Source organism: Pseudomonas sp. D8002 (assembly GCF_013385695.1).
Taxonomy (GTDB): domain Bacteria; phylum Pseudomonadota; class Gammaproteobacteria; order Pseudomonadales; family Pseudomonadaceae; genus Aquipseudomonas.
The window spans coordinates 49,106-64,354 of record NZ_JACAPM010000037.1; the positions used below are offsets into that span (position 1 = coordinate 49,106).

Consider the following 15,249-nt stretch of genomic DNA (forward strand, 5'->3'; position numbering starts at 1 on the left):
CAAAACAGCGATTGTCTCCTCAGGCTTTGAAAATGCTCGTGGTGCAGACTGTATACGAACATGAATTAACTTTGTTTCCGCTCTGCATGCATCGATAGCGGCCTGTCTCTCAGGAGACAATGCGCTAGCGTACAGAGAAAACAATGTGCTTGTTCCCAAAAGCACAGTGACAATTAAAAGCTTAATCATGACCCCACCTATTTATTGTATCTTCACCAAAAAACTAATAGAGCTTCCAGGGAGCCAAGGTATCCTATCTGCATACAACACTGCAACTCGAATTCATGAACGTTACCCTTAAGCCGCTATAAAAAACATTCGACGCATAAAAATCAAATAAATCACAATGCTGGCCTGGCCATAGATACAAAAAATCTTCAATTGTAATGCAATCGCAAGCATGTGGACATAATACTGCAACATATCCAACAGTAAGGTTGAAGAGTGCGATAGGAATCCGCAGCAAGCTGCCATTAAGATAGTTAGTCATTTAGGGATCTTGGTATTTGGAACCGCTATGTCGATTATGGAAGATCAAGCGAAGTTATTTAGAAAAGAATCTCTACCCAACACATTAGAAAATACGAGCGTCGCAGCAAGATCCGAAAGGATTGGCAGTATTAAGCCATGGGCAGCTTCGATAGCTTTAATGCTATGTGTTTTTTTTATTTTGTTGCAACCCTATACTAGAAGAGTAGACGTAAATTTTATCACAATAGCACTGTCTGGAAAGCAGCGTGTTGAGGCTACATCAGAAGGTGTGATATCTGAGATATTTGTGGAGCAGGGAGACTTCGTTCATCGAGGGCAAAAACTAATAGCCTACACACGAGAGCAATTCGGACGGAGCGGTTCTACCAATCTTCAAAAAAGAAATCTTCTTAGTCAAAATCTTATACAGCTAAATGAATTGTCTGTAAAAAACTCCCAGAACTATCAAATTAGTATAGAAAAGCTAGGGCTCCAATCTAAATTTTCGGAATTACGGGCCGCTGAGTTGGAGGCCCGAGTGCATGGCTTAGTCAGTGCGCGGAAAATTCTAGAATCAAAAATTGTGGTAGGTAATCATTTGCTGGCTGAGGGCGCTGTAGCCGAAAGTTATATTCAGGATCTTAAAGATAAAGTCTTGAATATCGACAATTTATCTTATTATGCAAAACAAAACTTGATAAAGGAGCAGCAGTTTCTCTCTGAAGCTCCCAACCTGGCAAAGCAATATAAAAATGAACTAGAAATTCAGATCAACCACAATAGATCTGAGGCTATAGAGATTGAACGAGAGCTGATTGATATTGAAAGCCAAATCTTATCATATATTGTCGCCGATTTTGATGGCGTCGTCGCGGCAGTGAGTGCTTCAAAGGGAAGTAGCATCAGGAAATCGGACAGCCTTATTGTGGTTGAAGCAGAAAAAGGAGAACCGACTGCACGTATTTTAATACCTAAGCAAGCAGCTGCATTAGCTAATCTCGGACAGAAAGTCACTCTGCGATATGATGCTTACCCGTTTACAAAATTCGGAACAGCTCAGGCGGAAATAATACAAATTGATAATACAGTAACCAGCACGAAAGACGTATTGCGTACGCTAGGTTTGCAAGCCGAAGAGCCCGGTTATTTAGCGACTATAAAGATAATTGAATCTAGCAACTCGAATCTGGAGATAGACTACCAAAAAGACGGACTTACCGGTCGAGCCTCAGTAATGCTTGAAGAGCACTCTCTTATCAGATGGATATTTGATCCATTGATAAATTCTGTAGTACAGGCGGGGCAAGGAAAACTAAATGAATATTAAAAATTTTCAGCTCATACGCCAGCAAGAACAATCTGAATGCGGATTGGCATGTGTAGCAATGATCTGCGAGCACTATGGAGTAGACATTTCACTTAACTCCCTGCGTGCTGACTTTGCAACAGGGGGACGCGGAATAAATTTAAAGAACTTGTCAGATTTGTTATCTAAGATTGGTTTCAGGTACCGACATCTAAGGCTTGAGTTGGAACAAGTTCGTACGTTAGAGTTGCCATGCATTCTTCACTGGCGCATGAATCATTTTGTTGTGCTTACAAAGGCAAGTAAAAATAGATTCACAATTTATGATCCTGCCGAGGGCGTTTATCGGTTTAACAGAAGTGAGTTTTCAGCAAGTTTTACTGGTATAGCTACTGAGCTTTTTTACACAGCAGATTGTAAGTTGGCTTCAGGCTCAGCCCGTAAGGTAGGCATATTTCAGCCCGGGCTCAAACGTGATAAATCGTTGCTGATTTACGTGTTACCCATAGTAATAGAGCTCCTTACGCTAGCATCACCTTTTTATATTCAGCTAGCAGTGGATCAGGTAATGGAGAGCAATGACCAAAACCTTATGTTCGTTATTGCGATGTTATTTGGTGCATTATGCTGTATTCAATATCTGCTCCAAACAATCCATCTAAAAAACACTGTCAACACGGCAAGGTCATTAGCAGACTCTTTAGGATATGAAACGTTTCAGAAAGCCGTTAGCTTGCCCGTTTCGTTTTTTTCAACGAGGACATCGAACAACATAATTTCGAAGTTCACGTCCCTTCTAGCTATTGTAAGTTTTGAACACAAATATCGTAGTACGGCACTTGTAGCTGCATGGCTGATTGTCGCAGCTCTGATAGTATCATCAATTATCTCAATCCACTTAGCGCTGTGCACAGCTGCATTCGGGATTGTGTATGGGGTGAGTGTAGTATTTATCTCGAAAAACCAACGACATGCGTTGCGGCAGAAGAGCAAGATGAAAACTCGCTCAGATAATATAGTCCTAGACACGATACGGAATATAAAGCAGATACAGTCTGCCAGGGTTCAGGAAGAAAGCAAAGAAAGGTTCTTCGCGAATTATTCTAGTTATAACTATTATGATGCAACCGCCCAAAGCATCACACTAAAAAGCGTAGGGTTGCTAAATTTGTTATTGAATCTGCATAGGATTTTCGTCGTTGTGATAGCTGCAGGCCAAATATCCAATGGCTCCCTAAGCATCGGTGGGATTTTTGCATATTTGCTTATTAGCTCAAGGTTCTTCGTTAATCTGAGTTCCATTTCTAACTACTTCATCCACAAGCACGAAAATCAGTATCATCTGGACAATCTTGAAGATTTATATAGTTACCCAGCTGAAGTGACTCAATTTAGAAGGCGCATCAGGCTTGAGAAACCCGATATCGCATTGAAAGATGTTTGCTTTAGGCATTCACCTTCAACGAAATGGATTATGTACAATTGCGATATCTCGATAAGGTACGGTGAAAAAATCTTACTTCGAGGAAAGTCGGGGGGAGGCAAAAGCACACTAATCTCTTTATTAAGCGGAAATTTAAAGGCAAATTCCGGGAAACAAATGTTAAGCGGTTTCCTGCTCGAAGAAACAGGTCCCGATTCATTTCGATCTCATTTTTCCATCATGATGCAAGACGATCAGATCGTATCGGGCACTATACTGGACAATATAATATATTCACGTTCGAACATAAGCTTTGACAATGTATTTAGTGCAGCAGAAGCGGCGTGTATTCATGATGATATTATTACAATGCCTATGGGTTATAACACTCTTCTTTCGGGGGCCGCTAATATTTTATCTGCGGGGCAAAAACAAAGAATATTATTAGCAAGAGCACTGGCCGAAGACGCGCCTGTGCTAATGCTTGACGAGGCAACTAGCAATTTGGATTTAGATAGTAAAAAAAACATACTGAAACACATATTAAACCTTGATAAAACTGTAATAGTTATCTCTCATGATGACCTAGAAGATAATTTCAGTCGCGTGATCGATCTAGATGCCCTAAATAGACTTTAACCTGGTGGGCAATTTCTATTGTGGCCTTCAATCTATAGATACTTAATTCATCAATATACGGCGAGGAGGTAAAAACCAAATATACTCAGATGGAATATCAATTTTAATTTATATATTACGTGAGGATATAAAGATGCGTGAATTGACAGCAGAAGAACTCATTTTGGTATCTGGGGGTGATGATACCAACGGAGCGGATGAAAATTGGGGGGATGATATATCTCACGATCCAGGTGAACATCCAGATGACGGCATGGCGCACGATCCTGGGGACGTGTCCCCGGGGGACACCGTTAGCTTTTGACTCAAATGCATGGCTCACTGCAGTGAGCCATGCATCGGTTCAGAGATTGTCTTATTCTAGATGGCTCCTAAGCTATTGGTCTGTGGATTTAGATATTATTAGTTTTCTGTCTTGCATTGCAGTAGACGATAAGGAGTGGATAAGTAGCAACTCAACTTTCCAAACGAACAATTATTGTAATAGTGTTTCTCAAGGCCAAGTCAAAAACGGAGGTAGAACATATCTGTTTTATCTTTCCAGTGGAGCATGCAAAAAAGTGATTATTCGTACTTTAAATACCATTGCATGGAAACCTTTGGACCCCAACTCAGTTAATTGGGACGCGTTGGGCAGTTTGCCTTTGTTACTACATGCAGCGGAAGTCCTACCTTTAGCTAGATCCGCAAAATGGCCCGATTCGCTTGAAGTCGCAAAATCAGTAGCAGTCTGCCAAGACTATAGCTTTGAGCACTATCTGAGCAAATATTATGCTGATAGAAATCATACAGAGTACCCATCGATGCGGGCTGTCGAGGAAAAGAAAATCCTAACTGTCTTGCCCCACTTAAGTTCTGATTACCTTAATAAAAACTGCTCTTTACAATTAATAGATACTATTCTAGCCATAGCCTCAGAACTATCTGGTGCTGCTTCTGAAATTCGCGCTGTGGACGTTTATACTAATTCAGATAGTCATCATGTTCGAATTAAATACCCTTCGCCTGAAAGTATACCAAGCACTCTGAAATCAATACAAAAGTGCATTGATAATTGGAGGGGGTCGCGGTTGCTATTAGCTATCATGGTATCGATCTCTTTTGTCGCATGCCATCCATTTATCGATTGTAATGGAAGAATCTCAAGGATTTTATTTAACTATATTTGTGGTTTAAAAGGGGATGCATACATCCCGTTAGCAGAAATTAACTTTTTTTCCCGAGGAGGATATGAGATCCGACTTCGGAAAGCTGTAATGTTCGGAAGCTGGGTTGAAATTGTTGAATATTTTAGTGCAGTTATCTGCTTGGGTGAAAAAAATTCTGAGCTAGAGCAACATGTGTGATCTATCGCTCAAATAATGGCCTGCTATTGTTTTTCAGTGGTGATAAATATCTGGATTTTAACTGGCGGATTTTACATGAATTTTAGGGCGCACACTTATCTGCTCTCCATTTTTTTAGTATGTCTTTGTGCAGGCGCGAAAGGTGAGATATTACCGGAACCTATAAAGTCGCCGAGTGACAGAAATAACTACCGGTCGATACGGTTACAGAATAACATTATCGCTTTACTTGTGAATGATCATGCTGCAACTAAGTCAGCTATTGCGATAACAGTAAATGCAGGTAGCGATCAGGACCCTGAGTCTCTACCAGGATTGGCGCACCTTACCGAGCATATGGTCTTTTTAGGCAGTAGGCGCTACCCTGATCCTAATGGAATCTCCAAATTAATGGGCCTTGTTGGAGGCACTTTTAACGCTAAAACCAATAGGCAATATACAGATTATTATTTTCATGTTCCAGCACCAGCGCTACCCGTAGCAATGGCCCATCTGGCTGCTGCTCTGAGTGAGCCATTATTTGATAGAACATACGTTGAGTCTGAACGAAAGGCTATTGATGCAGAATATCGGATGCTCTCAGACAATGAAAAATTTCGTTTTCTGGAAGCAGTTGGCAATGCCGTTAGTCCGCGTCATTCTTGGGCGCGCTTTCGAATCGGGAACTTAAAAACGTTAGGTGGTGATTCCGAGAAAATCGCAAGTGAAGTCGCAAGGTTTCACAAGCTCTACTATTCTTCGGAAAGGATAAAATTAGTTGTAAGCGGGCCCCAGTCTCTAGATGAGCTTCAGCATTTAGTCGAGCATAATTTTCTGAGCTTCAATAGTGGCTTAAATTTGCCCACACCCGATCATATCGACTTGTGGAAAAAAAATGCCGAGCCGCTAATCGTACATGTGCAGCCAAAAGATTCACGGAACAAGCTAACGTTAATTCTTACTGTTCGAAATGAGGCCGTAGATGAGTTCAGCAAGCCGCTTAACTTTATACTCTCATTGCTCAATGCAAAAAACGAGGGGGGCTTGCAATCTCAGCTACAGAGACATGGGTTGGCGAAACAGGTTAGTGTTAACGTGATGGAGTGGCGCAAAAATCAATCTATAATAGGTGTCCATATCGAGATGGCTGCCGGTGCTCCTCCAGAAATTAGCGCTATCAAAGAGGCTATCTATGACTCCATTGAGTTAGTTCGAACGGCTGGTTTAGATCGTTGGAGATATGATGAGCTCGCTGCTTTGAGCAAGCAACGTTTTTTGTATAAAGAGAAAAAGCCCCCCTTGGCTATGGCTAGGTCATTAGTAAGCAATATGCGCCGCTATGAACCTGAGGACTGGTTGTATGGGCCGTTTCGAATGAATGGTATCGCCCCCCAAAGGATTGATTCTTTGTTGTCGGATATGGCCTCTAGCAATACTCTGTTGGTATGGGAGTCGCAGGCCGCTCCGACCGATCACGTCTCTAAATGGCTAGATGTACCTTACAGTATCCAACAAGACACCACGTTGCCTAGTCATACTCAAATCTACACATTTTCTCTTCCTAAAAAAAATCCGTTCCTTGTGGATGATTTGAATCTGGTTGACGTTAACGAATCTGAACCGCTGTCAATTTTTAATAAATCTGGAACCCGAGTTTGGTATCGCCCCGAAAAAGAGTTCAATATGCCGATGACTGCATGGAGAATTTCTATAAAAAGTAATTCTGAAGTGGGCCTGGAGGACCATGTAAATCTTGCATTGCTTATAACTTGGCTGAATTACCGTATGCAAAATGTTCTTCAACAGGCATCTTACGCAGGTTTGTTCGGTGAAATAAAAATAGCTGAGCAGGGTATCGAGGTGGGCCTACATGGTTTGCGTCAGCACCAGGATCTGCTCCTGCAGGAGGTGTTGCGGACGTTAATGAATGAGCCAATAAATCGTCATGAGTTCAATACTGTCGTGGCTCGTATGGAGCGGTATTGGAGGTCTCAAGAGAGTAAGATGCCTTTAGCTGCTGCAAATGATGCTCTGCGAATTGCAATATACCCCGAAAACTGGCCATCTAATGAAAGCCTTTCTGAACTCAATAAAGCCTCGATAGACAGTTTTAATCGCTGGCGTGATAGATGGCTAGAAGATATACATTCAGATGCCCTAGTTGTAGGCAATTTATCCTTGGATACCGCCCGGAAAACAGGGTCTATGATTCATGAGGTTTTGAAAACCACAGCACGGACCCGCTATTTTGTTTACTCCGGCCCTCGCACTTTAGACGAAAATTTACCGCCCATTCGTGTCCGTTCATCATCTCACGATAGCGTACTTATTACATATGTGCCTTTTTCGAGCAGTACGCTCAGCGCGCAGGCCCATTCAATGCTGATCAGTCAATTTGTTGCTAGCCGTTTTTTTCAAAAGATAAGAACCCAGCAGCAAATAGGTTATGCGGTTTCTGCATATCCGAGCAGTGACTGGCGTAAACCAGCCTTAATATTATCAATACAGTCTAGCAATTATGGAAGTGGCGATATCCAGTCTAAAGTTTTGGAATTCCTTGCTTCGCTAGATAGAGAGTTTTGTGAATTGGATGACACACAGCTCAACAAGTTGAAAAGCGGGGCATCTAATAAATTGAAACTTGATCACGGTGGGTTAATGGAAATGACTGAGGGTTACTGGGCGGACATATCACGACTAGACTACAGTTTTAGCACGCGCCAAGAGCTTCTTGAAGTTGTTAATAAAGCAACTGTTACTGACATTCGTTCAGCTTGGAAAAACCTGATTTCCGGACCGAAGCTATGGATAACACTAGATCCAAACCGAGCCTCTAACTCTCGGCCGGTTGGAGTCGACCCATAGCCTATGACATCGTGCCCGTGACCTTAAATGTAAACGCCGTATTCAATCTGCCCCCAGCAGTTCGTGGACCGAACACCTGGTTTCGTAGGCATGCGACGGCAGCTTTTGGCCGATTTCTGCCGCTAGTGACGGGCAGCAATCGGCCAAGAGCGGTTGAGCGCAGGTCATGCGCTTACCAGTACAAGGGGCTTGCTCCAGAACGCCGCTACACAGACCAGTCACAGCTTTATCGTGCCTTTCGTCGTATTGACAAAGGTCGATGTTAATCATGAGCGCGCAATCCGTAGCGATCCGACAAACCTTTCTACTAGCTGAAAGCTTTCAACAGAATGGCATCACATCCCCACCATACCAAGGTCGCGCGCATCGAAGGCTTTGTCAGACCTACTTGAAAGGATGTATCAAAATCAGCTAGCACTGGAGGCGGCGCTAATGGAGTTGATACTCCATGCAGAGAAGCAGGGATCAAGCGAGAAGGGCGAAAATGTCCGAGGAGCTTTGCATACGATTAGCGAAAACGCAGGCCACATCAAGCAAGGCTTAGCGAGACTCAGATCTGAAAATCTCTGATGAAAGCAGTTATTGATCTCTCATTGCGTTTTTGAATTGGCCGATTTCGGTCAAAAACATTCACTCTCGCCCCAACCTCAATCGTATCGCCGCCCACCCTAGCTACATCAGGATCCACGAAGTTAACGGGAGCCTTGCTGCTTGGGAAATTTCCTACACAACATAAGGCCATTTCCTTCCTTTACTCAGCCTGCTCACGTCCACTATCAGATTCTTCGTACCTGAAAGTGGTTGATAAGCATGGCCCACCCCCGCGTCCTGGTTCTGGAGAACCAACGATTCCAGCGCAGCGTCTTGATCAAAATGCTTGATCACTTAGGCGTGCGCGATGTGGTTCAAGCGAGTAATGGCGAACAGGCCCTGGAGCAGATTCAGAAGTCAGGTGGTGTCGACATCGTGCTATGCGATCTGGCGGACCGCAGCTTGGATTGCCTAGGCTTCCTGCGGAGCGCTGCCCGGTCGGGCATGGTGCGTGCTGTGGCATTGTGTAGCGAACTAAGGCCGGAGCTTCGCCGCTCCTTGGAGCAGATGGATTCGCTCTCAGGTTTACAACTGCTGGGGGTCATGAAACCACCGGTGCAAATCAGTGCGCTTAGCAAGATGCTTCATCGTTATGCCCATCGACGTGCCCCTCCTGCCCTCCAACCATCGGTCCTGCCTCTGCCCAGTGAAGAGGAGATCCATCGCGGATTAGCACTCGGTGAGTTTCGTGCCTGGTTCCAACCCAAATTTGAGTTGGATACCGGCGAGTTGGCTGGAGTTGAAGCCTTAGCTCGCTGGGAGCACCCCGCCAAGGGCCTGCTACTGCCGGCGGACTTTCTCGCAGCTGTCATGGCCTATGACTTGATCGACCAGATGTTCAAGCAACTTCTGGAGCAGGGCCTGAATCTTTTAGGGGTATTACGTCGGCAAGAGGTGCAACTGGAGCTCTCGTTCAACCTGCATGCTTCCCAGCTCATCAGCGATCAGTTGGTCGAGCATATTCAGTGGGCTCTGGGACAACATGACTTTCCAGGTAATACCTTGATGTTCGAATTGGCGGAAAACGGTTTGCTGGATATTTCGCCACGAATTCAGGACAACTTGCTGCGTCTCCGGATGTCGGGCTGCGGCCTCTCCGTCGATGATTTTGGTATGGGTTTTTCGTCCCTCAGGTTGCTATGCCAGCTGCCGTTCAATCAGCTCAAGCTTGATGGCGAGATTGTCCGAAATATACGCGAGCCTCGCAGCCAAGCGATGATTGCTAGCACGCTAGCATTGGCTCAGTCTCTGGATATGAGCCTAGTGATTGAAGGGGTCAGTAGTCAGCGCATTCGCGACACAGTCACGAAAATGGGTTGTAAGTTTGGCCAGGGGTTTTATCTGGCTCGGCCGATGGAGGGCTACCGGCTTTTGCCTTGGATCGAGGCCCATGAAGCAGGCTTGGAGGCTTCCATCAATTAGTGCTGTAAGTTTTATAAATTTCCTACAATTGAATAGCGTTCGTGTATTTTAAACGACGCGTAGACAGGTCAGTTTCGCCATGGCTTTTACGCCATATATTTTTAGTCAGCGGCTGAATCTGGTGTGTCACACAGGAGCTCCTATGCATAAAGCCTTAGTTGTGGACGATCATCCTTTTATTCGCTCCTCGGTCAAAATGCTACTGACGGGAGAGGGCTTTGAGGTAGTGGGCGAGGCCGATAACGGCGCGGACGCGTTGCAACTGGCGCGGGAACATGAACCAGACTTAATTGTGCTGGACATTGCTATGCCCAAGCTGGACGGGCTGGAGGTCATCGCGCGGATATGTGCCTTGGGTCTCAAGTGTAAGATTGTAGTGTTGACCTCCCAGTCACCGCTGTTCTATTCCATGCGCTGTATGAAAGCCGGGGCCGCGGGGTATATCTCCAAGCTCAACGACCTCAGCGAACTGGTCAAGGCGATCAAGGCGGTAATGGGCGGTTATACCTTTTTTCCCAATTTAGCCAGTAGTTCGGTGCGGCGAAGTGATGCCGAGACCACTGACCTAGAATTGATCCAGAAACTGTCTGACCGAGAGCTGATGATCCTGCAACAGCTGTCTCAAGGACTGAGCAATAAGGAAATTGCTGACACGATGTTGCTCAGCAACAAGACGGTTAGCACTTACAAAACTCGCTTGATCGAAAAGCTCAACGTGAAATCGGTGGTGTACCTCGCCGACTTTGCCAAACGCAATAAACTGGTCTGAATGAGAACATCCTTGCGTAGATGGTTGATGGCAATCGTGCTGGTCGGCACCTTTAACGGCACGGTTCTGGCTGATGGGCCGGTAGAAACCTATCAAGTACTGGGCCGCTCACATGTGGAGGGTTACGGTGCCTCCCTATCGGAACAGGACTGGAGTTGGCTGAGGAGCAAGGGCGTGCTGGTGCTTGGTGCCTCCGCGCCCGACTATGCGCCCTTTGGTATCACCAGTGACGGCCATGACTATGAGGGCCTAACTGCGGACTATGCGCAACTGTTGAGCGAGCTGTTGCGCACCCCCATCGAGGTGCGCCGGTTTGCGTCCCGTGCCGAGGTGATCCAGGCCCTGAAGAATGGCAGCGTGGACTTCTTGGGCACCTCCAATGGCTATGAGGAAGCCGACGCCGACCTGTTGATGTCGACGTCGTACGCCGAGGACCAACCAACTCTGGTCACCCAGGTTGCCAACAGCCAGGCCCTGACGCCGGACCTGGCAGGCAAGAAAATCGCCATGCTGTATCACTACCTGCCTCCCGAGGCCGTCAAGGCGTTTTACCCCAAGGCCACCTTGCAGCTCTATCCCTCGACCCTAAGCGCGATCGGCGCCGTGGCGTTTGGTAGTGCCGATGTGTACCTGGGCGACTCCATCAGCGCGCACTACCTGATCAATAAGAACTACCTGAACAACGTGCAGCTCGCTGACTTTTCCCGCATGGAAGTCAGTAACTTTTCGTTTGCCCTGGACCGTAGTAATGAGCGCCTCTTGCGCATTATCAACAGCGCCCTGGCGACGATTCCCTCCGTTGAACGCATGACCATCCTGCGCCGCTGGAGCGCCGGCGGCGCCAGCATGCCAGGACGCACGGTGTTGAATTTCAGCGCCAATGAGCAGCGCTGGATGAATGCTCATCCACGGCTGCGTGTGGCGATCGATGAGACCTACCTGCCAGTTTCGTTCTTCAATCAGGAGGGTGAGTTCCGTGGTATTAGCGCGGATGTGCTGGCCAAGGTCGCCCTGCGTACAGGTTTGAAGTTCGATATTCAGCGCACTCACTCGGTGGCGCAAATGCTCGAGCAGGTCAGGACTGACAAGGCTGACCTGTTGATCTCCCTAACGCCCAGTGCCGCACGCGAAGGGTTGCTGCGTTTTACCCGGCCCTACTTAAACACTCCCTACGTTCTGGTCAGCCGTAATGCATCCGGCAGCCCGGCGACACTGGACGAGATGGCCGGCAAGCGCCTGGCCTTGATTCATGGCAACCCGGTGCGTGACCTGTTGATCGAGCAGTACCCCAACATCATCCTGGTAGACGCGAGCAATGCCCAGCAGGCGATGGCCCTGGTGGCCAATGGTCAAGCAGATGCCGCGGTCAACTCGTTGATCACTGCGCACTACATGATCTCTCGCCAGTACCGTGACCAATTGCGCGTAACCAGCACCGTCGGCACTCAATCAGCGCTCACCGCGTTCGCCACTCCTCGTGGCTCTCTGGAACTGTATTCGATCCTCGAAAAAGCCCTGCTCAGTATCCCTCCGGAAGAAATGGACGAGGTGACTAACCGCTGGCGCAGCGAAATTGCTGTAGATGAGAGTTATTGGCTGCGTAATCGCACGGTAATCCTGGAGGGCTTCGCTATAGCGGTCGTTTTGTTGGTGGTAGCTCTAGGCTGGATCGCCTACCTGAGGATGCTGATGCGCCAGCGCAAACAAGCGCAGCTGGCCCTAAATGACCAGATGGAGTTCATGCGGGTATTGATCGATGGCACGCCACATCCGATCTACGTGCGTGACCGCCAGGCCCGCCTGATGATTTGCAACAGCGGCTACCTCTCTGTGTTTGGCGTGGAGCGCGAAGAAGTGCTCGGTAAAACCGTGGTGGAAGGTGTGCTGAAGAATGCCAGCGAGGCAGCGGCTTACCACGAAGACTACTTGCAGGTCATGGAGGAGGGAGTGTCGAGAGTGCAGGACCGCTCCCTGACCATGCGGACCGGCAATGTACTGACCATTTACCACTGGATGCTACCGTATCGTGACAGCGATGGCGTCGTCACTGGCATGATCGGTGGCTGGATCGACATCAGCGAGCGCCAGCATTTGCTTGAAGCGTTGCGTGAGGCCAAGGAAGGCGCCGATGATGCCAGCCGTGCCAAGACCACGTTCCTGGCAACCATGAGCCATGAAATTCGCACACCGATGAACGCCATCATCGGCATGCTGGAACTGGCCCTAAAAAAGGCCGATCAAGGCTTTATGGACCGGTTTTCTATCGAGGTCGCATCCGGAGCCGCCCGGGGTTTGCTGGATCTGATCGGCGACATCCTCGACATTGCTCGTATCGAATCCGGTCGGCTTTCGCTGGCTCCGGAACGCGCCAACCTGCGTGAGTTACTGGAGTCGGTGGTACGGATTTTCGAGGGGCTGGCGCGACAGAAGCAATTGCGCCTGATCCTCGACCTCGACTCCACCGTAAACCGTGATGTGCTGGTTGATCCGCTGCGCTTCAAGCAAATCGCGTCCAACCTGTTGAGCAATGCTATCAAGTTCACCAGCGAAGGGCAGGTGCACCTGCGGGTCGTTGCCGAGCCAAACAGTAATGACGAGCGCCTGGCGGTGTGCCTGCGGGTCGAGGACACTGGGATAGGTATTTCCAATGAAGATCAGCAGCGCCTGTTCAGTCCGTTTGCCCAGGCGAGCAACAACGCACAATCAGCCCGGGGCGGTTCGGGGTTGGGCTTGATGATCAGCCGCACACTGAGCGAAATGATGGGCGGCACCTTGGTGCTCAGCAGTGTGCTGGGACAGGGCACTCAAGTGGAAGTGCGGGTCAGCTTGCCAACCTTAATGACGTTGGAGGAGCCGGCCGCTGCTGATGTAACTCAGCCCGTTACACCACAGGTCTTGAATATCTTGGTAATCGACGATTACCCGGCGAACCGCCTTTTGTTGGCGCAGCAACTCAACTATCTCGGTCACCGGGTTACCGACGCAGAAGACGGCGCCCACGGGCTACGTGCTTGGCGAGGTCAACATTTCGACGTGGTGATCACTGACTGCAACATGCCGCTGATGAATGGCTACAAACTAGCGCGGGCGATTCGGGACGAGGAACTCGCCAGGGGCTTACAACCGGGGCTGATTCTCGGCCTGACTGCCAATGCCCAGCCAGAAGAGAAAGACCGCTGCATCGAGGCAGGGATGGACGATTGCCTATTTAAACCCATCAGCCTCCAGGACCTCAGTGCGCGGCTCGCTCCCCTGGCCCCTGACACTGTGCCTGTGCCCACCGAGGAAGAGCGTCGCGAAACCCTCGACGATATTGACCTGACTAGCCTCGAACAACTCAGCCGTGGCGACGCAGCTTCGATCAAGAGTCTGCTCCAAGACCTCGCAACCAGCAATCAGCAAGATATGTCGCGGTTGATGCAACTGTTTACCCAACATGATCTCCCCGGTCTGGGAGACCTTGCCCATCGGGTCAAGGGTGGGGCGAGAATCATCAAGGCCCGACGGCTAATCCATACCTGTGAAGAACTGGAGACCGCCTGCAAGGGGCTGAACTCGGCATTGCTGACCGAAGCGGTGGATAACTTGCAGCAGGCTATGGAGCAATTGGATCAGCGATTGGAGGAGTATCTGGCTTGACAGCTGACTGACGCGCCTTCGGAAACTTCCTACACGCCCGAGGGATTGGTACTACATGACTCAAAACTCCATGAAAGGAAGATAAACCCGTCGCACACAGCAGATGCTTTGTTTATTCCAGCGCGCATTCAGCACCTGGCAACTCATCAGCGCTTGGCGACCGTGTTTAAAACTTTCCCATTGGAGTTGCACCATGAAAACTAAAGCCCTCACGCTTGCTGCACTGGTTTGCGCTTCTGGCGCTCAGTTCGCCAACGCTGCCGACGGCACCATCAATTTCAACGGTGAATTGGTTAACCAGACCTGCACCATCGCGGTAGACGGCGTGGTCACCCCTGCCGTTGCCACCGTGACCCTGCCAACCATCTCTACCGGCCTGCTGACTGCTGCCGGCCAGGCTGAAGGCCGTACCGGTTTCAACATTCAACTGAGCAACTGTGTTGGCACCGCCGCCACCGCGGCCGCTTTCTTCAACTCCGGCGCTACAGTCGACCCAATCAGCGGCAACCTGAACAACATGACTGGCACCGCCACCAACGTGCAGTTGCAATTGGTTGACGCCCAAGGCGGCGCGGTGATCCAGGCCGGTAACACCAACCAGCGCACCAAGACCACCCGCAACACCATCGACGGTAATGGCGCAGCCAACATGCCTTACGCCGTGCAGTACTTCGCTACCGGCGCCACCACCCCAGGCACTGTGGTCAGCTCCGTGACGTACAACGTCGACTACCAGTAAGCCGCGTTCACGTCAGCGCGCCGCGACCCGGCGCGCCGATGTCGGGCTGATGAGGTGTTT

The 15,249-nt window shown here is 48.6% G+C and carries 9 protein-coding genes; all 9 read left to right on the forward strand.

The window, feature by feature from the left end:
* Nucleotides 1-517: 517 nt before the first annotated feature.
* The gene (locus HX807_RS22215; RefSeq protein WP_134326295.1) at nucleotides 518-1,798 is read left to right on the forward strand and encodes an HlyD family efflux transporter periplasmic adaptor subunit; all 1,281 of its coding nucleotides are present in this window, start codon (nucleotides 518-520) and stop codon (nucleotides 1,796-1,798) included.
* The gene (locus tag HX807_RS22220) at nucleotides 1,788-3,839 is read left to right on the forward strand and encodes a peptidase domain-containing ABC transporter (protein WP_134326296.1); all 2,052 of its coding nucleotides are present in this window, start codon (nucleotides 1,788-1,790) and stop codon (nucleotides 3,837-3,839) included. The genes HX807_RS22215 and HX807_RS22220 overlap by 11 nt, the downstream gene beginning before the upstream one ends.
* Nucleotides 3,840-3,972: 133 nt before the next feature.
* Complete coding sequence (locus tag HX807_RS22225; protein ID WP_157222888.1) at nucleotides 3,973-4,143, forward strand: hypothetical protein; 171 nt, start codon at nucleotides 3,973-3,975, stop codon at nucleotides 4,141-4,143.
* 82 nt (nucleotides 4,144-4,225) lie between these two features.
* Nucleotides 4,226-5,185, forward strand: coding sequence for a Fic family protein (locus HX807_RS32010; RefSeq protein WP_157222887.1), 960 nt, complete (start codon nucleotides 4,226-4,228; stop codon nucleotides 5,183-5,185).
* A 75-nt stretch (nucleotides 5,186-5,260) separates the two neighbouring features.
* The gene (locus HX807_RS22235; RefSeq protein ID WP_177051059.1) at nucleotides 5,261-8,029 is read left to right on the forward strand and encodes an insulinase family protein; all 2,769 of its coding nucleotides are present in this window, start codon (nucleotides 5,261-5,263) and stop codon (nucleotides 8,027-8,029) included.
* 810 nt (nucleotides 8,030-8,839) lie between these two features.
* Nucleotides 8,840-10,042 (forward strand): EAL domain-containing protein, encoded by a 1,203-nt coding sequence (locus HX807_RS22240; RefSeq protein WP_256346981.1) that lies wholly within the window; start codon nucleotides 8,840-8,842, stop codon nucleotides 10,040-10,042.
* Nucleotides 10,043-10,184: 142 nt separating this feature from the next.
* Nucleotides 10,185-10,811 (forward strand): response regulator transcription factor, encoded by a 627-nt coding sequence (locus HX807_RS22245; protein ID WP_102605778.1) that lies wholly within the window; start codon nucleotides 10,185-10,187, stop codon nucleotides 10,809-10,811.
* Nucleotides 10,812-14,450, forward strand: a complete 3,639-nt coding sequence (locus HX807_RS22250) for a transporter substrate-binding domain-containing protein (RefSeq protein WP_177051061.1) — start codon at nucleotides 10,812-10,814, stop codon at nucleotides 14,448-14,450.
* A gap of 193 nt (nucleotides 14,451-14,643) precedes the next feature.
* Nucleotides 14,644-15,189 (forward strand): fimbrial protein, encoded by a 546-nt coding sequence (locus HX807_RS22255; protein WP_102605776.1) that lies wholly within the window; start codon nucleotides 14,644-14,646, stop codon nucleotides 15,187-15,189.
* Nucleotides 15,190-15,249 lie beyond the last annotated feature (60 nt).